This is a genomic window from Cohnella abietis (assembly GCF_004295585.1).
GTDB lineage: Bacteria > Bacillota > Bacilli > Paenibacillales > Paenibacillaceae > Cohnella > Cohnella abietis.
In genome coordinates, this window is sequence record NZ_AP019400.1 from 3,372,295 (window position 1) to 3,391,489 (window position 19,195).

18 protein-coding genes and 1 pseudogene are annotated in these 19,195 nt (G+C 41.3%); 14 read left to right on the top strand and 5 right to left on the bottom strand.

Translation table 11 applies throughout. The features are described from left to right. Window positions 1–227 precede the first annotated feature (227 nt). Together KCTCHS21_RS14465 and KCTCHS21_RS14470 are read left to right on the top strand one after the other, a co-directional pair. The gene (locus KCTCHS21_RS14465) at window positions 228–1,943 is read left to right on the top strand and encodes a pyrroloquinoline quinone-dependent dehydrogenase (RefSeq protein ID WP_130609418.1); all 1,716 of its coding nucleotides are present in this window, start codon (window positions 228–230) and stop codon (window positions 1,941–1,943) included. A gap of 129 nt (window positions 1,944–2,072) precedes the next feature. Next, window positions 2,073–3,215: a carboxypeptidase-like regulatory domain-containing protein gene (locus tag KCTCHS21_RS14470; protein ID WP_130609421.1), complete on the top strand. Its 1,143-nt coding sequence runs from the start codon at window positions 2,073–2,075 to the stop codon at window positions 3,213–3,215. 104 nt (window positions 3,216–3,319) lie between these two features. On the opposite strand, the gene KCTCHS21_RS14475 is transcribed toward KCTCHS21_RS14470, so the two are convergent. Further along, complete coding sequence (locus KCTCHS21_RS14475; protein ID WP_130616520.1) at window positions 3,320–4,510, bottom strand: YhgE/Pip domain-containing protein; 1,191 nt, start codon at window positions 4,508–4,510, stop codon at window positions 3,320–3,322. Between the two features lie 88 nt (window positions 4,511–4,598). Further along, the gene (locus tag KCTCHS21_RS14480) at window positions 4,599–5,216 is read right to left on the bottom strand and encodes a TetR/AcrR family transcriptional regulator (protein WP_232058245.1); all 618 of its coding nucleotides are present in this window, start codon (window positions 5,214–5,216) and stop codon (window positions 4,599–4,601) included. Between the two features lie 76 nt (window positions 5,217–5,292). Between KCTCHS21_RS14480 and KCTCHS21_RS14485 the strand changes: the two are divergent. From KCTCHS21_RS14485 to KCTCHS21_RS14510, 6 genes and pseudogenes are all read left to right on the top strand, one after another. Then, window positions 5,293–5,436: pseudogene (locus tag KCTCHS21_RS14485) on the top strand (GNAT family N-acetyltransferase); the annotation flags it as partial. Window positions 5,437–5,763: 327 nt separating this feature from the next. After that, window positions 5,764–6,540, top strand: coding sequence for an aminoglycoside adenylyltransferase domain-containing protein (locus tag KCTCHS21_RS14490; RefSeq protein ID WP_130609427.1), 777 nt, complete (start codon window positions 5,764–5,766; stop codon window positions 6,538–6,540). Continuing rightward, entirely contained in the window at window positions 6,533–6,850 is a 318-nt protein-coding gene (locus KCTCHS21_RS14495) for a hypothetical protein (protein WP_130609430.1), read from the top strand. Before KCTCHS21_RS14490 ends, KCTCHS21_RS14495 begins: the two co-directional genes overlap by 8 nt. 8 nt (window positions 6,851–6,858) lie before the next feature. Next, window positions 6,859–7,668 (top strand): GNAT family N-acetyltransferase, encoded by an 810-nt coding sequence (locus KCTCHS21_RS14500; protein WP_130609433.1) that lies wholly within the window; start codon window positions 6,859–6,861, stop codon window positions 7,666–7,668. Window positions 7,669–7,687: 19 nt separating this feature from the next. Beyond that, window positions 7,688–8,140 carry a GNAT family N-acetyltransferase gene (locus tag KCTCHS21_RS14505; protein ID WP_130609436.1) on the top strand — a complete coding sequence of 151 codons (453 nt, stop codon included), beginning with the start codon at window positions 7,688–7,690 and terminating at the stop codon, window positions 8,138–8,140. Window positions 8,141–8,215: 75 nt separating this feature from the next. Beyond that, the gene (locus KCTCHS21_RS14510) at window positions 8,216–8,491 is read left to right on the top strand and encodes an S-layer homology domain-containing protein (protein ID WP_157994048.1); all 276 of its coding nucleotides are present in this window, start codon (window positions 8,216–8,218) and stop codon (window positions 8,489–8,491) included. Here KCTCHS21_RS14510 and KCTCHS21_RS14515 read toward each other — a convergent pair. Then, window positions 8,453–8,797 carry an EAL domain-containing protein gene (locus KCTCHS21_RS14515; RefSeq protein ID WP_130609442.1) on the bottom strand — a complete coding sequence of 115 codons (345 nt, stop codon included), beginning with the start codon at window positions 8,795–8,797 and terminating at the stop codon, window positions 8,453–8,455. The genes KCTCHS21_RS14510 and KCTCHS21_RS14515 overlap by 39 nt on opposite strands. A gap of 313 nt (window positions 8,798–9,110) precedes the next feature. On the opposite strand from KCTCHS21_RS14515, the gene KCTCHS21_RS14520 reads away from it, so the two are divergent. After that, on the top strand, window positions 9,111–10,271 hold the full coding sequence (locus tag KCTCHS21_RS14520; protein ID WP_130609445.1) for an MFS transporter: 1,161 nt from the start codon (window positions 9,111–9,113) through the stop codon (window positions 10,269–10,271). Window positions 10,272–10,384: 113 nt separating this feature from the next. Further along, window positions 10,385–11,290 (top strand): 2-hydroxyacid dehydrogenase, encoded by a 906-nt coding sequence (locus KCTCHS21_RS14525; protein ID WP_157994049.1) that lies wholly within the window; start codon window positions 10,385–10,387, stop codon window positions 11,288–11,290. 783 nt (window positions 11,291–12,073) lie between these two features. Here KCTCHS21_RS14525 and KCTCHS21_RS14530 read toward each other — a convergent pair. Continuing rightward, window positions 12,074–13,588, bottom strand: coding sequence for an MFS transporter (locus KCTCHS21_RS14530; protein WP_130609452.1), 1,515 nt, complete (start codon window positions 13,586–13,588; stop codon window positions 12,074–12,076). A 102-nt stretch (window positions 13,589–13,690) separates the two neighbouring features. Between KCTCHS21_RS14530 and KCTCHS21_RS14535 the strand changes: the two genes are divergently transcribed. Further along, complete coding sequence (locus tag KCTCHS21_RS14535) at window positions 13,691–14,506, top strand: MerR family transcriptional regulator (RefSeq protein WP_130609455.1); 816 nt, start codon at window positions 13,691–13,693, stop codon at window positions 14,504–14,506. 82 nt (window positions 14,507–14,588) lie between these two features. On the opposite strand, the gene KCTCHS21_RS14540 is transcribed toward KCTCHS21_RS14535, so the two are convergent. Beyond that, entirely contained in the window at window positions 14,589–15,170 is a 582-nt protein-coding gene (locus tag KCTCHS21_RS14540) for an NAD(P)H-dependent oxidoreductase (RefSeq protein WP_130609458.1), read from the bottom strand. Between the two features lie 131 nt (window positions 15,171–15,301). Here KCTCHS21_RS14540 and KCTCHS21_RS14545 point away from each other — a divergent pair, with 131 nt between their 5' ends. From KCTCHS21_RS14545 to KCTCHS21_RS14555, 3 genes are all read left to right on the top strand, one after another. Continuing rightward, window positions 15,302–16,312, top strand: coding sequence for an AraC family transcriptional regulator (locus KCTCHS21_RS14545; protein WP_130609461.1), 1,011 nt, complete (start codon window positions 15,302–15,304; stop codon window positions 16,310–16,312). A gap of 35 nt (window positions 16,313–16,347) precedes the next feature. Next, the gene (locus KCTCHS21_RS14550; RefSeq protein WP_130609464.1) at window positions 16,348–17,340 is read left to right on the top strand and encodes a Gfo/Idh/MocA family protein; all 993 of its coding nucleotides are present in this window, start codon (window positions 16,348–16,350) and stop codon (window positions 17,338–17,340) included. A gap of 163 nt (window positions 17,341–17,503) precedes the next feature. Further along, the gene (locus KCTCHS21_RS14555; RefSeq protein ID WP_130609467.1) at window positions 17,504–19,120 is read left to right on the top strand and encodes an AraC family transcriptional regulator; all 1,617 of its coding nucleotides are present in this window, start codon (window positions 17,504–17,506) and stop codon (window positions 19,118–19,120) included. The last annotated feature ends 75 nt before the right edge of the window (window positions 19,121–19,195 follow it).

Genomic DNA, 19,195 nt, shown 5'->3' on the forward strand with positions numbered 1-19,195 from the left:
TAATATCTTAGTAGTAAGAATGTTTAGGCGCCCGATGAAACATTTTACTCCTGTTATACATCATTGTCAAAGCAAAAATAAGTGTTGTTGACGCATACATATATTAGGAGTATATTACTCAACGAGAACAATCTTAGTAGTAAGATATAAGGCCTCCATCACAAAAAAAGCGGGATTAATTTATTAGTTAAACGGATTTAAATTTTTATTATTAGGGGGAATCATCATTGAGTAACAAAACGCTTACCGTTGCAAGTGCAATCCTGGCAGCTAGTCTTGCCTTAAGTGCATGTACCAAATCGAACAACAATGAAGCATCTCCATCGGCTTCTACCTCACCGTCTGCAACAGCATCTGCGTCTGCTTCTGATTCAGTAAGCCATACGTATGGAAACTTCCCGTCAGTCAACTTTGATCTGGGAAGTACTAGACACGTACCTTACACACAAATTACTAAAGAAAACGTTAATGACTTGGGAATCGTCTGGACAGCAGATTTCAAAGCAATTGATTCGACCATTGCGAACGGAAACCAATCTTTCCCAATCGTACAGGACGGCGTCATGTATGTTTCGACGTCCAAGAATAATGTTTTTGCTTTCGACGCAGTATCAGGTAAGGTAATCTGGCAATGGAAGCCAGATGAAGCATTCAAAGAGAATACCAAAAACCTATACATCGTTTCCAATCGTGGCGTAGTTGTTGCGGAAGGAAAAGTATACATGCTCTTATTGGATAATCGTGTAGTATCTATCGATGCTAAGACTGGTAAAACCGTCAACACAACAGTTATAGCTGATGCTGTTGATGGAGTAACAGTGGACAACGGATATTATGAAACGGCTGCTCCTGTGTACTACAACGGCAATATCTATATCGGCAGCAGCGGTGGAGATAATGGCGTTCGTGGTTTCGTTATGGCTTACAAAGCAAGCGATCTATCACCGGCTTGGGACGCTCCATTCTGGACTGTACCTCCTAAAGGTCAAGATTGGCTGAAAAACAATAAGTTTAACGGTGGGGGTACAGTGTGGTGCCCAGTAACAATTGATGAAGAAACAGGAATGATGTATTTCGGCACTGGTAATCCGGCACCGGATATGTATGGTGAAGACCGCCCTGGTGCTAACCCTTACACAGACTCAGTAGTTGCTTTAGACAGCAAAACAGGTAAGCTGATTTGGGCAAATCAAGAAGTTAGCCATGATCTGTGGGATTATGACGCTGCATCTACTCCAATGCTGATTAAAGCACAGGTAAATGGAGCAGAACGTAAGCTTGTCGTTCACGGTGGGAAATCAGGTGAATGGTTTGCATGGGATGCAGTAACTGGTGAAACGTTTTATAATGCAGTGGCTTTCTCAAAAATTGATCATCCAGAACCGACTAAAGAAGGTGTCCTGATTTATCCGGGCGTCTGGGGCGGTCAGAACTATGCTCCAGAAACATATGATCCTGAATCAAACTATGTGCTTATTCCGGGTATTGAATCCCCATCATTTGTAACGGGATATGATGGCAAGCCAGAAGAAGTTACTGCGTTCGGTACAACTGTAGGAGAAACTCCAGCGGGTATTGTTCCTTACGGTACCGTTACAGCTATTGACATGAATACTGGTAAAATTGCTTATCAAAACAAGACCGATCACGAAATGCGCGGTGGCTTCGTAAGTACGGCTACAGGACTTGCCTTCTACGGTGAATTGAATGGTAAAATACGCGCTATTGAAATCAAAACGGGTAAGATCGTTTGGGAATTCCAGGCAGATGGCGATAACATCATGGCTCCACCAGCAATCTTCACTCAAGACGATAAAGCATATATGGCCATTACGACGGGCGGAAAAAAACCTAAGGTGTTAGTATTCGCTCTGGGCGGGGACAAAACTCAAGGTACATCTTCAGAGGAAATCCAGCACGGAATTGAAAATGGTGGACACTAAGCGCACATAAGAATTGACGCTAGTAAAAGCTTTCATAACAAAAAGGCGGGTGTAACAACCCGCTTTTTCGTACGAGGAGAAGGATGAAGGTAAGCAAGAAATCAACTTTGCCAAAGAGGAGATAACTATATGCGCCGAAGATTGACACTATTGCTGTTAACAAGCATCGTAGCAGCAAGTATGCTACTAGCTGGCTGTACAGACAACAATAATAATGCTGAGCAAGCACCGACAACAACAACGACAGAACAAACTTCTACTCAGGCATCCATTGAATTGGAGCAAACTGCTTTCCCCCTCATAGCATGGAAAATGGACAACTCCCATCTTATACCTGTCAAAGGGAAAGTGCTATCAGACGGCAAACCAGTTGTGGGAGTCGAGGTTGGAATAACAGGCAAACGTATGATGACGACTGATGAGAACGGTTCGTTCGAATTGTTAGTTGATCAAAGTATTCCGCAAAGTATTCCTTTGCAAATCTCCAGCACGGAGCAGGCGACAATTGATGGTAAAGCGCTTGGAAGCTCTGCTCAAGAAAAGTTAAAGGTAGCAGTTAGCCATATTGACGTTTACTATCCCATTCAAATAACGGAAGTTAAAGCTGATTCAAGTAATCCCGAGAAGGTAGAAGTCCACGCACGGGCTAAAGTTGAAGAGGGCCAAACCTTTCCTAAAATATCTCTGGACAAATATGCGATCCAAGGAACAGTGAAGGATGCGAATGGAAATCCAGTTGAAGGCGCAATGGTTAGCATTATACGTGATAATGGAGAAGGGTTTTCTCGTTCTCAGCCTTCTAATGCAAAGGGAGAGTACAGATTGTTTTATTCTCCAGAAGAAGATGAGGATTTGATATTGAATGTCCATGTTGGAGAAACGAGATATACGCTGCCGGAAAATAAAGTATATAGGTTTCCTGACGAAACAAGTGTAAATACCGACATCACTCTTCCAGAAACAGGAACAGTTATTACTGATAAACCGCCGACTTTAGTGAGCAAGGCAGCTAAGGGTGCTCAATATTGGGCTCAGGTAATAGGCTTGTCCGTAGATCCGTCTGTCGAGTATACAATCAGCCTGCCTCAAGAAGATGGTTCATTCGTTCTTAAGATCGATAAAGCAGAATGGGATAAATCACCAAAATTTTACCAAACGCAAATGAGACATTTCTCTGAAACAGAGATGAAAGAAGGGGACTTTATCCCATCAACCTGGATTCCAGCTCCTAGTAAAGGTGATCCAGCCGGAATCGCTCCTCAATCACTTTAATGAGTGTGATCCTATAGTGGGTTAAGTCATAATTGAGGCGAGAGTGTGGGGCACTACGACGAGTGCCCCAACATTTTGAGATTAGAACTGTTTACTTCAGGAAATCAAATTTCTGTTTGCAATTCTACTTCCTGCTTTGGCTTGGCGGAAAGCTTGAGGGAAGATGCTAACAATACGATAAGGCTAATTAGGCCGATTCCGACTAGGGCAGTTGTGGCATGGTTCATGCTTAGACCGTTTCCAAAGAAGAAGATTTCACGTAACCCCTTCACCATGAATCCCATTGGTAACCAGGATAAGATCCAATTCTGATAGAATGACGACAAAAACTCCGGAGGCATTGACAATAGCGGAGCCCCAAAGAACAAGAAAAGCATAAAAATGCCACTCCCACTTAAACCAATCCAAGAAAAAACAGCAGATATCATAAGGAAAAAGGATAAAAAGCTTATAGACAAAAACAAAGCGGTATTGTTGAATTGTGGAATATTTAGCCCCCAAATATCGGCAAACCATGTGAGTGAATAGCCTGCAAACAGTGCGATAACAATGCCCCATATAAATTGAAGCATATTAGCCCTTAGCTTTTCCTTGCGAGTAGCAAATATCAGTTTATTCCTTGTTAATAGGAATACCATGCCGCCAACTATGCTTCCAATCCATATAGGCTGGAACATAGAAACGGGAGCATTCCCACTAGCGCTATTCGCACCAGTTACATTAACATTGGTAACTTCCTTCACTATTGGGCTTGCTAATGCGGCAGCTTGTTTAGTTGTTACCGTTCCTCCGAGTTGATCATAGGACGCTAATAGGTCCGTACGCAGTTTAGTATTGATGCCGTCGACAACTTGATTTAATATTTGCCCCGCCATATTCGAAGCCAAAGTATTCATGCCTTGATTGATATAAATATGGATTTGTGGCGAAGAGGGTTCAGGCGTACGAAGCGATACTTGGTTGGTACTAAAATTCTTTGGGATAACTAGTGCGGCGTAGTACTCTTGATTGTCTAGTCCCGCTTTTACTTCGTCGCTGCTTCCAACGGAAATCCATTTAATGGCTTGCCCTTGAGCTGGATTTGCAGATGTAATCGCCTGTAGATTTTGTGCAATAAGATCACCCCTATTTACTTGTCCCTGATTTGGTACCTCTGCGCCTTGGTCCTCGTTAACTATGGCAATGGGGAGGTTTTTAGGCGATGGGTTTATTGAAGGTATCATGGTAAGGCTAAACACAAAAATAACAGCAATAACAATGATAGGTAAAGTAATAACTAACTTTTGTTTTAATATGGACATTGTAAACTACCCCTTAACATTTAGTTGATTGAACGTTTGGTGAATTAAACGACCTAAAAAAACCTTGAACTACTATGGAAGTTCAAGGTTTTTTCCATAAATCTAATGAGAAATCGATGATATCCTCAGTGTACTTATTGATATCTCCATCATCATCAATAAGATTAATACCGACGGCTTGACCAATTCTGCCTTGCATACCCATTGACAGGAATTGTCTAGCTGCTAATTTAAAATTTAAGTTTTTGATTTCTCCTTTTTCATGACTTCTTCTTAAGAAACCGGCTAATAAATGGATTTGCCCTTGAACGAAGTCAGAAAGCTGTTTGGTTTCATCAGATTCGAGAAGATGGTTTTCTCGGAACATAATTCTTATTAATTCCAAATCGCTTATAAACAACTCATTCATTCTGTTGAGAATGGCAGCCAGAGCATCTCTAATTGTCATAGCTCCTATATTTTCGTGAATGAGCTTAATTTCATTTCTTTTGTATTCAAAACTCTCATGTAATAATACGGACAGAATCTCACGCTTACCGCCAGGAAAGTAATGATAAAGTATCCCATCCCCCTTATCAATTTTACGGTTTATTGCACGAACAGGAGTAGCGTGGTAACCTTTTTCAGCAAACAGAGTCTTCGCAGCTTCTAAAAGCTTTTCCCGAGTTTCAGCTGCCTGCTCCTTTCGCAGATTACGCACCAATTAAGCACACGCCCTTTCGTTATACGATCGTTTAATGAATTATAGTCCAGGATAGTTTTGTTGTCAATTTGAGCGATGTGATTTTAGTGGAAGCGAAATCCGCCAGAGTAATCTTTCAAATGTAAATATTCATCAATGCGAGATATTAGGTATGAAAATTAATGGTATTCCTATAGATGAACTATTGAGTGCATATTATAAAGCGGCAAGAAATTAGGATAAGCTTAAATCCAATGGACGCCTCTGCCAGGTAGAAAAGCTGTCGAGAAAGCTTCGACAGCTTTTTTGGAACGTAGTTTTTGGGTGTACCGCCGTCCAAAGGACGGTAAAGCCGTTGTACATGGTCCTCCAATTTAAACTTCCTGAGTGAACTACACATATGTGTTGGCAGAGAGGTATGTGTAGTTCACTCAGGAAGTCCGGGGAGCAGAGGGACCAATCATCAGAGCCCAAATAGGTGAATCGACCTATAATTTTCCATTTCGTGATATTATAAGTGAAGCGGCACAAGTGCACAATATTACTCAATAAGGCGGGATATAGTTTGAAACAACAGGTTGTTTTGGAAAGCGTGGTTGCCCTTTTGAAAGAAGAATTGTCGCAATCGCTTACTGGCATCTATTTGCATGGTTCGATGGCCATGGGCTGTTTTAATCCCACTCAAAGCGATATAGATATATTGGTTATTGTTAAGGGAAAACAATCCATAGCCACCTATAAGAAAATTGCTAACCAACTTATTAATATTGAAGATGAACAGAAAGTCATTAAGGGATTTGAATTGAGCATAGTATTAGAGGAATATGCTGTTGATTTTGTATATCCAACACCGTTTGAATTTCATTATTCTTCTTTCCATAGAGAAAAATATAAAACAGATGAGAACTATTTCTGTGGAGGAGATAATGATCCTGATTTAGCAGCACATTTTGTTGTGACCTATCATCGTGGAATTGTATTATTCGGAAATCCAATTAAAGAAGTATTCAAGCCTATAGAGAATCGATTTTATATTGATTCAATAAAGTCTGATGTGGATGGGGCAATAGAAGGGATAACGGGTAATCCTGTTTATTTTATTTTAAATTTACCGAGAGTTCTGTTGTATTTGAGAGAGTCGGTCATTTCTTCAAAGAGAGAAGCGGGGGAATGGGCGTTAAACGAAGTACCCACTGAATATATTCAATTAATCACTAATTGCCTCGCCAAGTATAATAATGAACCGGAGAGCATGAGTGTAAGTGAGGAAACACTGTTAAGCTACGCCAATTATATGTTAAAAGAAATCGAAAACGTCATGGGGGAAAATGACTATGTCTAATATGTTATCGAGCTATGAACGAACAAAAAATCTATCCATTATTTTCTTTGTAAGTGGGGGGCTCTTCTTACTTCTAACAGTTATTTTTTTCAATTCAAGCAGCTTCAAAGAAGTGTTCTATTATAACTTTACTAATGATTTGAGGGGAAGTTTTTTTACACTTTTTTCATTTATAATCTCAATTGTCAGTTTTTTATTAGGTATTGTTTTGAGGAGGATTGCAAAAGAGGGGGAGGAAGAGATCATTTTAATTGAAGCTCGAATAAAGAGAGAAATTCTAATTGAAATTAATAAGCAGATGAAGGGCTGAACATTGCCATGATAGAACTGCATTCAGAATATTATAATATTGCGGAACCCTTTTTTAGTAATAAAAAGAGCTATATGCCGGCTTTAGCAGTAATTAACGGAAATTATCCTGGTAGAGTATTCGTTGATAACGATCAGGCACCCAATCTTGCCATTGTTTGGGCTATTGGCAGATGGATGTATTTCGAGGGAAGCCTATCATCGCCAAATAACAAAATAGAAGTGAGCGATTTCCTACAGAATGTTGTTATTCCGGACTGTAGAGAACGCAATACAAATTGGTTTGAAATTTATACCTCGGATGATGAGCAGTGGGTTGACCTCTTTTTAGATTATACACACTTCTTGGAAGTGAATAAGCATAATGAATCCGTGTATACACTCAACTTGCAAAAGTTTAATCAAGTAAAAGATGCTATTACTTCATTAGAAGATGATGTCGAAATAAACAGAATAGATTTTGATATATTGCCGGAATCTTTTCATCATTTTCCATACATCCTCAATGAATTTAAGACTAAAAAAAGCGCTGGAATAGAATTAAAGAAAGCTAATCAAGTCATCACAATTTGTAAAAGTAATGGATTTAGTTATGGAAATGAATATTTTATTGATGTTGATACTTTTACGATAGAAGAGCGTAGGAAGGGATATGCAACAATTGCTGCAATCCAGTTAATTGACCAATTGCTTGCAAGTGAAATGTACCCTTTGTGGGAAACAACGCATGAAAATATTCCATCTCACAAGCTAGCTTTAAGGTTAGGTTTTGAAGTGCATGATAACTATCCCGTTTATTCGTTTATAATGAAGACATAAAAGTATTGTGGAGGTTAGCATGGTAAGCTTTAGAATTGCAACAGCGGAGGACTTACCTATAATTGTGCAAATGCTTGCGGATGATGAAATAGGTAGGACAAGAGAACGTGATGAGACTCCCCTTCCAGAAAGCTATCTTAGAGCATTTGCATCAATTGAGGCAGATCCGAATAATGAGTTGATTGTTGCATGCCTTGGTGAAAAAATTGTAGGTGTTCAACAGATTACTTTTACTCCGTATATTACATATCAGGGTGGTTGGCGGGCTACTATTGAAGGGGTTCGTACGGCAGCTTCAGATAGGGGAGAAGGTATAGGTACTAAGTTAATTCAATGGGCAATTAAGCGTGCCAAAGAACGTGGCTGTCACATAATTCAGCTAACGACTGATAAAAAGAGAGAAGATGCTTTACGTTTCTATGAGCGTCTAGGGTTTAAAGTGACACATGAGGGTTTAAAAATGAATCTATAGAGCTTACAAAACGAAAGCTGGAACCCATTTCTAATAAGAAGTGGGTCTTTTTGTGTAGGATTAGAGTTTTTTGCTTTGACTAATAGATCCTTTGGATTTACGGAAGAGGCAGCAATTTCATTTAGTGATGTTTCAACAGGTACTTGGGTACATCCCAAGGTGGCAAAAGCAGTAAAGGCAGACTACGTTACTGGATATGCTAACGGAACGATTGGCGTGGGTAAGCCCATTACACGGCAAGAGGTTGCGGCAATCGTGGACCGTCTTTTAGGTCTTTCTAAAACAGAAAGGGCAGCTACTGCTTTTACCGATTCAAGTGCTATCGCTTTTTTCATTACAAACAAACATTGAGAACGACGGATTCAGCAAGGTGGACGGAAAAATGTTTACGAACAACAAGGGAGAATTGTTCTTGTCGAACATTTCAGCGAAGTAAGCTGAAACAGATCGTTTCATGGACATAACATCAAGTTCATACAAAAAACCAGCCGATCGGGCGAATTGGAACAAACACTCGGGAGTATCGTTTGTCGTTGATCGAATCAATGCTTCGTAACCGGCAAGTTCTCCAGTGTTCAACTGTAAGAGAGGCTGGAAAACGGAATAGAGAGTTGAGTTGCGTTTGCGAGCTGCAGTAGCAAGTTCTAATCCTAACATGATGATTGCCTCCAAATTCGAAGATCCATGATCTGTAGATGATACACCAAAAAGTTTCTCTTCAATAAAAGTTTTTCCTATAGGCAAAACTTAAGATTGCTGCTATTTTACATCATACCGGCAGGTTTTTGCAATCACTTTTCTTTGCGGTAAAAGCGTATTGGACTTCAATATTGACGTATTAGAATTATAGGGGTTATTATAGATGTATTAAGTCTCTAATTTAAAGAGGTTCTTTTTTTAGGGTAATTAAAGATATAAATAATCTCTAATGTCTACTAAATGAGCGTAAATATGAAGGAGGAAGTTTATTATGAGTAATCGGTTTGCAATTTATTTATTAGCTTTAGGTGCATTTGTGATAGGAACAGCAGAATTTGTTGTTTCAGGTGTTTTGGAAATTATTTCACAAGATTTGAAGGTTTCTATTTCAGTGGCTGGACAACTAGTAACCTTATATGCCTTATCGTATGCATTTGGTGCACTCGTACTGGTAATGTTAACAGCAAGGTTTGATAGGAAAAAAGTGTTGTTGTATTCTATGCTCGTTTTTGTCGCGGGGAATATCATTGCATTCTTCAGCATTAATTTTAGTATGCTAATGCTTTCGAGAATTGTATTGGCAATGAGTGGGGGCTTGTTTTTTTTTGTCGCAACTCATTATGATGCTCAACTTGCTCACCCTGCTAAACGAGGCAGTGCTATCGCGACAGTCATTACTGGATTTACAGTTTCTTTAGTACTGGGTGTACCGATAGGAACACTAACTGCTGCATATATGGATTGGCGATATATCTATCTTATTATTGCTGTTGTTACACTTATCAATGTAATGCTACTTAATAAATTTATTCCGAAACTAGCGGGAAGTAAACCAATTTCCTTAAAGCATCAGTTGCTATTAATTAAAGATAAGAAAGTAATTAGTGGTTTATTAACAACAGTATTTTGGATACTTGGTTACACAATGATCTTTGCCTATATTGCTCCGCTATTAAGCAATATAGCTGGCTTTTCTATAGAAGAGATTAGTACAGCTCTATTAATATTAGGCGTATTTGCTTTCATAGGCTCACGTGTTGGTGGATATGCAGTAGATAAGTGGGGACCTGTTCGTACCATTTCCATTAGTTTAATTGTTCACTCAACCGCCCTATTCGTATTAACGGTAACAGCTGCTTCACCAATTGGCGTTCTTCTTACCATTATGGTTTGGGGAATTGCTGCATGGGCAACAACTCCAGCTAATCAATTTTATTTGATGTCCTTAAAGCCACAATCTTCAGAAGTAGTCTTAAGCTATAATACTGCACTAATGAATATAGGTATGACATTAGGCGCAGGTTTAGGCGGAGTGTTCATTAAGTATATATCTGTTCAGAATTTAGGCTGGATTGGTGGATCCATGGTGTTACTGGCGCTAGTTATTGCATCTTTTTCGTTTAAGCTGACCCCAAAAAGACGAATCACTTAAGAAATATAGATAAAATCACTTCATCCGAAGTGATTTTATTTTTCCCTTTAAACCCTTATATTTGAAAAAGAGACTGAAGAATTGTTAATCAAAATGTAGGGGAGATCGTTATCGTGACGAGAATCAAACCAATTTGCTTAGTAGACTCGGTTATTAAATTATCAAGCTACGATAGGGATCAACTTGAGGGGCTTTTTGATGTTCATTTTTTTGGATCCCAATTGCCCGATAAGACCCAGCTGCGAAAGTGTGATGTATTACTTGTACATAGTCGAATCTCAGACGAATTAATTAAGTGCCTAGATAATTGCAAGTATATCGGAGTACGTGCACATAATACTGATTATATTAATTCAGAATTAGCTAGGGATATGAACATCATTGTTAAGGGTATCCCTCAAGTAGGCCAGACTTCAGTTGCTGAGCATACCTTTGCTTTAATATTTGCAATAACGAAACAATTGAAAATGTCACATGCAAACATCATGAATGGGAAATGGAAAGGTCAACAAAAGCCGAATTATGAATTACAAGGAAAGAAATTAGGGATAATCGGTTACGGAGAAATTGGCAAACAAGTAGGAATGATAGGTCGCGCACTGGGGATGGAAATCTTAGTAGCTAATAAACCAGGTAAGCATGAAGATAGTGCACTTCCACTAGAAGATGTCGTAAAAGAATCTGATATTATTACGTTACATTTGTCTAACAAAGATAATAAAGTGTTTTTTGATCAAGCCAAAATCGACATGATGAAGACGAGCGCGATTCTAATTAATACTTCAAGAGGAAGCTTGCTAGATTATGCTGCTTTACAAAACTCCTTAAGTAATGGAAGACTCTTTGGAGCGGGCCTAGATGTGTTTCCGGAAGAACCCTTACAAGAAACAACCATTTGCAGCCTAGATAATGTTTTTTGCACACCGCACCAGGCTTATTTTACAGAAGAAACCTTATCATTAATGAATAAGCATCTAATTGATAATGTAAGGAGTTTTCATCTCAATAACGATGCATAACAGGTTAGGAAAAGGCACGTACGGAGGCAGGTGTACGAATTTTTCGAGTAACGAGGTTAGGGATAGGTACGTTCGGAGGTAGATGTACGATATTTTCGAGTAACGAGGTCTGGAATAGGCACGTACGAAGGTAGATGTTCGAAATTTTCGAATAACGAGGTCTGGAGGAGGCACGTACGAAGGTAGGTGTACGAATTTTTCGAGTAACGAGGTTAGGGAGAGGTACGTTCGGAGGTAGATGTACGATATTTTCGAGTAACGAGGACTGGAAGAGGCACGATTGGGGGCAGGTGTACGTAATTTTCGAGTAACGAGGTCTGGAAGAGGCACGTTTGGGGGTAGGTGTACGAATTTTTCGAGTAACGAGGTTTGGAAGAGGCACGTTAGGATGTAGATGTTAGAAATTTTCGAGTAACGAGGGCTGGATGAGGCGCGTTTGGAGGTAGATGTTCGATATTTTCGAGTAACGAGGTTGGGAAGAGGCACGTACGGAGGTAGATGTACGATATTTTCGAGTAACGAGGTTGGGAAGAGGCACGTACGGAGGTAGATGTACGATATTTTCGAGTAACGAGGTTGGGAAGAGGCACGTACGGAGGTAGATGTTCGAAATTATCGAATAACGGGGTCAGGAAGAGGCACCTACAGATGTACTTGTACGATATATTCGAGTAACGAGCGGCAATGTTAACTATTAAGCTCACATAGGGACTGCCCAAATGTTCATTTGTGGGACAGCCCCAAGCAATCTGAGCTAATGTAGCGATTAGGGAATAAAAAGCTTTAATTAGTGTTTCCCCGAGCTTTTGTAAGCTGTGCTATGACGGCGATTATGCATGAAGCGATGACGAGAATCATTGCTGCAGCCGCAAGGACAACGGAAAATGATTTGTTAAAAGCGGTTTTTGCTATTTCTACGAGAGTGGAGCCAGTGGCAGCGGGCAGATCTCTGGCAATTCTAAGTGCTTCATCGAGGCTGTCCCGAACTACTGGCGAGACGGCTAGTCCTTCAGGAAGAACAAAAGAAGCGGTATAGACGAAAGAAGACAGACTGCCAAGAAGCGCAACTCCTAAAGCCCCACCGAGCTCGAATGAAACTTCCTCAATAGACGCGGCCATGCCTGCCTTTTCCACTGGGGCATTAATCATAATGGAATGAGAGGCGGCAGTCATTGCTCCCCCAAGACCTGCTCCCATAATCATTAAAGCTGTGACCTGTGGCAGCATATTTCCGTTATGAACCAGCAATAGCATACCCATCCCCGAGCCGGCCACCAATAAACAGATCCACTGTACCTTCATCTTATTCGCACGATGAGATAGCAGACCGATAAGTATGCCTGAGATAAAGGAGGCTATCGGAGCGAAAATAATAAATAGTCCCGCCTCTAGGGGAGAATAGCCAAGTACAAGCTGAAGCCGCTGTGTGACGATTAATTCCATCCCAATTAGAGCGAAGCAAGACAGTAGAGCCGTTACTACCCCTGTAGTAAATCTTGGATCTCTAAATAGGGCAAAATCAATCAAAGGAGTAGCGCTTTTGCGCTGGCGGCGCACGAATAAGATTAGAGCTATGATTCCAATTACGGCAGAAATCAAACCCACTTCATAAGAGCCTTGACGTCTGCTGATTTCCTTAATCGCATACACGATACCAACCAATCCCGTCATAATTTGGACAGAACCGATTAAATCCCATGGTTTGCTCCCATTCATTTTCCTGTTAGGGATAAGAAAGATAGCTAAGATCAGCGCGATAATAACGATTGGAATGTTAATGAGGAATACCGACCCCCACCAATAATGCTCCAGCAATAAGCCACCAATGAGTGGACCGATCCCAGCTCCGCCAGATGAGACAGAAGCCCAAATACCAAAGGCTAGTGAACGCTCCCGCTCATCCACAAAAGTAGTTCGAATAATGGAAAGTGTTGCTGGCATCATCATGGCACCGCCGACAGCAAGCAGGGCGCGGGCAGCAATAAGTACAAGTGGTATCGGCGCGTACGCGGCAACCAGTGAAGCAATCCCAAAGATGGCTAGTCCGATAACGAAAAGCCTTTTATGCCCAACACGATCTCCTAGTGTACCTAAGCCCGGCAGAAGACCAGCGATTACTAGTGGGTAAATGTTAACTATCCAAAGCTTCTCCGAAGCAGTAGCAGCAAGATCATAGGTTAGAGTCGGAAGGGCCGTATACAGGACTGTCATGTCAATAACGATTAGAAACAGTGCGCTGGACACAATTGCAAGCACTAACCAGCGTTGAAATTTGGAAAGATGATGAAGTGTAGACATAGTAATCCTCCGTAAAACTGATGATTTGTTGACAGGGCAGCGTGATCACGTTATTGTACTCTAAAGTATAGGGCAACCCTACAGTCAAGGTGGTCGGATAAAATGTCTAAGGATTATGATCAATATTTTACGACTAGTGAATTTGCTAAGGTTTGCGGTGTTACGAAGCATACGTTGTTCCACTACGATGACATTGGAATATTGAAGCCTGAGATTGTTAAAGAAAACGGCTATCGCTATTATTCTTACCTACAGTTTTTTACTTTCGACATTATTGCGGTTTTGAAGGAGACTGGAACATCGTTACAAGAGATTAAGGAATATATAAATAATCAAAATACATCGCATTTTTTATCCATACTCAAGCAAAAGCAGCAACAGCTCGTTGAAGAGCAAAGAAAGCTCGAGCGAATGAACAGTCTTTTGTTAGGTGCTATTCATAATACAGATCTTGCGCTTCATGCTACATACGGAGAGCCTTGGGTTGAAGAGTGTGAGGAACAATATTTTATTGCGACTCGGCTTTCTAAGGAGAGCGGGGAAAAGGATTATGCACGTAAAATAGCTGCGATCTTTGATTATTGCAAGGAGCACCATATTGATTATGATTTTCCTATTGGATCGATTATCTCCAAAAGTCATGTAGAGGAAGGGGTCTATGATCCCGATTATTTCTGCAATAGGATTAGCGTTAAGCATGAAGGAGAGCTACTTTATATTAAGCCAAAGGGAAAATATATGGTGATGAATCACAAGGGATCGCACGAAAGCTTGCCTGCATCTTATGAGAAGCTGAAGACTTATATTGCCGATAGCGATTTTGTTATTACGGGCGACGCATACGAATATGAGCTACTTAGTTATTTGGCTGTTGGTGATCCAGACAAGTATGTTATTCAAATTGCTATCCAAATCTGATGAAAACAGAAAAACCGCCCATTGAAGGGCGGTCACTCATAAAAAGCTTATGCATATACAGGCTTACCTATAAGAGTAGGTTTTAGGCAAGCTTTGATCCGAGTCGCTTTACCTTGTCTAGCCACTTAACGCGGAGCACATCTGATAAAGACTTAACAGGACCAATCTCTGTGATTCGTACAGGACTGATCCCGCAAAATTGCAAAATATTTCGTTTCATCACGCTATGTCCAGCACGTCTGTATATTAATCGGTAATACCATGACGGGGTGTCCATTGTGACGATTAAATGCGCTGATTTACCGGTAAGAAGCTTATCCCATAGGGGAGAATTTTTACGGTATTTGAAAGCAAAGCCAGGAAGGAAGACACGATCTATAAAGCCCTTCAAAATGGCAGGCATTGCCCCCCACCATGTGGGATATACAAAGACAAGGTGATTAGCCCAGCTAATGAGCTCCTGCGCTTCTTTCAAGGAATCCTCTAGCTCAGTTCGTTGATGGTATCCGAATTTCAGGTTCGGATTAAATTCTATTTTACTTAGATCGATGGTCCGCACCTGTGCTTTGCTGCTTAAGGCTCCTTCCATATAAGCGTCAGACAAGGCTGAGCAGAAGCTTTGAGGAGTCGGATGCCCAGTTATTATGAGTATTTTTGCTTCCATATTCATGTTCCTCCTCTAATAGTAGGCGTTATAATAGGATGTAAGGTACAACCAGCATATAATTATTTTCAAAATGATGTAATGATATTTCGCACACTAAACATGTTGATTCGCGCAAGGAGGAGCAGAGCTTGAATAGTAGAGGGGTTGCCATCTCAATGGTATATCCGATCATGAAGATAATCGTTAATAAAGGCTTCGACACTGAGCTGTACTGCAAATTTGCTTCGTTCGATCCCCAACTGCTGCAAGATGTGGATGCTCGTATCTCTGCTGAGGAATTGGAACGGTTAATGATCGTGGCAGCTAATTATACTCAGGATCATTACTTTGGCTTGCATCAGGGACAGCTCATGGAATTCGTAGATATGGGCATTCTGGGGTATGTGATGCTGCATTCGAAAACAATCGTGGATGCTCTAACCGCTTATCAAAGGTACAATGCGATTTTGTATAGTGGATTCAATCTAGAGTGGGAAATAAATGGGGAAGATGTCCTTATTCGGTTATTCTTAATACATTCCAAGCAGATGTCCCGTCATTGTGTGGAGGATATGGCCAGCTCCTTGTATCAAATGATTGGCAAACTAAGTAATCGGCCAATTTCCTTACATGAGATTGAGTTTACACATGATGCACCTGAGGATACTGGTCCCTATATGTCGGCATTCGGGATTATCCCCAAATTCGGCAGTAAGGAAAATAGCTTGCGGTTGAGCAAGGACGTTTTGAATTTTCCAGTTATGTATTCTGATATAAAGCTGCTAGGGGTATTCGAGACTATTGCACAGGAAACAATGAGAGAATTGAACCAAAATAACGTATGGTCAAATCAGGTCGTTCGTTGGATCAAGCAAAGCATGCCTTCTTTCTTTCCAACTCTACAGCAAACGGCTGAATCGTTCGGTATGAGTACGAGAGCGCTCCAGTACAAATTAAAGGAAGAAAACACCACATATGTTGAGTTATCAACTCAAGTTCGTAAGGAGCTAGCAATGGGGCTATTAAGGAAACGGGAGTATTCAGTAGGGGATATCGCTTATGTGCTACATTTTTCAGAGCCAAGTGCCTTTCAGAGTGCTTTTAAGAAGTGGACAGGGCTAACGCCAGGGCAATATCGTTCAAATGTAAAAGGGAAATAAAAGTAAGGATTATGAAGCGAAAAGGAGTGAAATCCATGAGTGAAGCAACATTGTGTTTTATTGGCGCCGGATTTCACGCATCGACCAATATTTATCCCTCAGCTATTGAAGCGGGAGCAGAAATCATCGCCATCGCAACGAGGGAGTTAGTCAGATCCCAAGCAGCGCTTCAGCGCTTCGGAAGCAAAGGCAATGCTTATGACGATTACAGGTTGATGCTACAGCAGGAGCGCTGTGACGGAGTTATTGTCGTAGCTCAGCCCCAAGATCAGCCATCTCTTGTATTGGATTGTATTAAAGCTGGAAAAAATGTATTCGTGGACAAGCCTCTCGGCTGGAATGCTGAGGAAGCGGCTCAAATAGCACATGCAGCCGAGCAAGCCGGCGTAGTGCTTATGGTCGGATTTATGAAGCGTTTTGCTCCAGTTTATGAGAAGCTTAAGGAACTGATCTCCGGTCAAACATTGGGCTCAGCACGTTCCTTCGAAGTAAAATTCGCAGTAGACACGACCCCATTTTGCAAAGATGAAGAACAATTCATTAAGCTGGCCGCGATTCATATTGTTGATCTTGTTCGTCATTTATTTGGCGAAGTTTCACAAGTGGCTGGATTTTCAAACAGTCAAGATGAGTTGATCTCTCAATGTATTTCTTTGAAATTTGACAATGGTATCGTTGGTAGCCTGTATTTTTCCGGCATGAGCGCATGGTCCCGCGAAAGTGAAGGACTGCTCGTCACCTTTGATCATGGCTTTGCACACGCAGAAGATATCAATAAACTGACGATACATCACTCCTTACAATCCAACGCATTGCCATGGCAATCACTTGCAGAGAATGACACTGTTCTTGTTCCTTCTGCCTCGGCTATGTCAGGCGGATTGAGGGATCTATATTTGCGAGGCTTCGTTGGGGAAATATCACATTTTATGACCTGCTGCACGAAAGGGGTTACCCCACGTTCAGGAGGTCGCGACAATATTGCCACGATGGAATTGTGTGACAGCATCCTGTCAGCGCTGAATTAAAAGCTCAAGTACAAATAAGTAGGCCACACCCGTTAATTCAGGTGCGGCCTACTTTTTATACCTATTGTTATATTCTGGTCCGACAGCGATGGAGATTGACACTGATAATAATTATCATCTAGTATGAAGCTATAGAGAGATCATAACAGGGTGGTGCCTTGGCATGCTTGCTAATGAATATGCTTCACGGACTGATGACCAGCTGCTGAGCCGCAAATGGTTCAAGCTAATGAAAATAGAAAGTGTCCTTTATAGCGGTAATTACTGGTCATTCAAAAGAGAAATTGTGGAGAGAAATCTATTCATTATAGCGACTGGAGAGCGGGACCGTGTTGTTATTGATGGACATCCCGTTATGACTTATCCAGGAATGGTATTGGCTTGCAAGCCAGGGCAACAGGTGGAGATAGGGGTATCATCGGAAGACGGACATATGCTTTATCTTCTTTATTATGAGATGGGTAGTCTGAACGACGATCGGGGAAATGAACAAATTCACAAAGACGGGCTGGATCTGTGGGAAGCAGAATGCCAGCTTCCTTCTGCTGTGAAGATATGTGAGACTATTCTTCGTTACTGGCAAAGTGCGAATCCTGCTGAAGGAATGCACGCTCAAGCAGCTTTTCATGAACTGCTGGCCTTATTAATCGAGGGGCAGGTTACGTTGGAAGCTCTAGCTAGAGTGAAAGCGGAAATCGACCATTATTATAGTGAAGATATATCCATTGACCGTTTGGCCGCATTATCGGGTACAAGCCGGTATCATTTAATGAGAATGTTCAAGGAACGTTATGATAAGAGCATTGTGGAGTACATTAGGGAAGTGCGGCTTCATCATGCAAAACAGCTCATGCTTGAACCAGAGCGTTCGATAGGTCAAATTGCCAGTCAGGTAGGTTTTCAGAGCGAGCATTACTTCCGGACTGTGTTCAAGAAGCAGGTTGGTATCGCCCCTGCGATTTATCTCCGAAATCGAAAACGCAGAATAGCTGCTTACAGCTGGCCGATTCTCGGACAGCTATTGCCCCTGCAAACGATCCCTTATACTGCGCCACTCGATCACTATTGGACAGATGAATATAGCCGGAAATATAGTAGCGATGTTGTAGTTCCACTTGGTCATAATTATGAATTTAACCGCAATGCACTTCTTATGGCTAAGCCAGCCTGTATCATTGGGCTGAACAGCACGATCTCACCAGAGGAAGAAGCCAAGCTTAACCAAATTGCGCCTGTCCTGTTGCTGCCCTGGATGGAAAATGATTGGCGGACCCATCTTCGTCTGGTGGGTGACTTTCTGAATTTGGGGAATGAAGCGGAACAATGGCAGGAGCAATATGACCGGAAAGCGGCAATGATCAGAGAAAGTGTCAGGAGCATTGTTAATGAGGATAAGATACTTGTTCTGAAAATAGCTGGTGGTAGCTTGTTTATTTGGGGACGTGAAGCGATGACCGTTCTATATGATGATTTGCAACTGACACCAGCCTCTCACGTTACGGGAATCAAATGGTATGAATCTATCGACTTAGAGCGATTGAGTGGCTGTGATGCTGATAGAATTGTCGTTAACATTGATGGGGATGCTGAATCGCAGGAGCTATGGCATTCGCTGCAGAGATCGGAGCACTGGAAAGATCTGAAAGCTACACGTAAGGGTACAATACATATTCAGTCTGGGCATCCATCATGGGTGTACCCATGGACGGAGAATACGGCTCTTAATCATGAGCGATTTCTAGATGCTGCGCAACGTATGTTTTTGTGCGCTCAGCGCTAACAATTCCGCACGATTGTGAATATACGCAAGTAAAAGCGTGCGGTATAATCCAATATGAATGATAATGATAATGAT

Coding starts and splice junctions, on each gene's coding strand:
- KCTCHS21_RS14470 (WP_130609421.1), top strand. CDS start 2,073: ATGCGCCGAAGATTGACACTATTGCTGTTAACAAGCATCGTAGCAGCA.
- KCTCHS21_RS14495 (WP_130609430.1), top strand. CDS start 6,533: ATGTCTAATATGTTATCGAGCTATGAACGAACAAAAAATCTATCCATT.
- KCTCHS21_RS14500 (WP_130609433.1), top strand. CDS start 6,859: ATGATAGAACTGCATTCAGAATATTATAATATTGCGGAACCCTTTTTT.
- KCTCHS21_RS14505 (WP_130609436.1), top strand. CDS start 7,688: ATGGTAAGCTTTAGAATTGCAACAGCGGAGGACTTACCTATAATTGTG.
- KCTCHS21_RS14515 (WP_130609442.1), bottom strand. CDS start 8,797: ATGTTAGGATTAGAACTTGCTACTGCAGCTCGCAAACGCAACTCAACT.
- KCTCHS21_RS14520 (WP_130609445.1), top strand. CDS start 9,111: ATGAGTAATCGGTTTGCAATTTATTTATTAGCTTTAGGTGCATTTGTG.
- KCTCHS21_RS14530 (WP_130609452.1), bottom strand. CDS start 13,588: ATGTCTACACTTCATCATCTTTCCAAATTTCAACGCTGGTTAGTGCTT.
- KCTCHS21_RS14535 (WP_130609455.1), top strand. CDS start 13,691: ATGTCTAAGGATTATGATCAATATTTTACGACTAGTGAATTTGCTAAG.
- KCTCHS21_RS14540 (WP_130609458.1), bottom strand. CDS start 15,170: ATGGAAGCAAAAATACTCATAATAACTGGGCATCCGACTCCTCAAAGC.
- KCTCHS21_RS14550 (WP_130609464.1), top strand. CDS start 16,348: ATGAGTGAAGCAACATTGTGTTTTATTGGCGCCGGATTTCACGCATCG.
- KCTCHS21_RS14555 (WP_130609467.1), top strand. CDS start 17,504: ATGCTTGCTAATGAATATGCTTCACGGACTGATGACCAGCTGCTGAGC.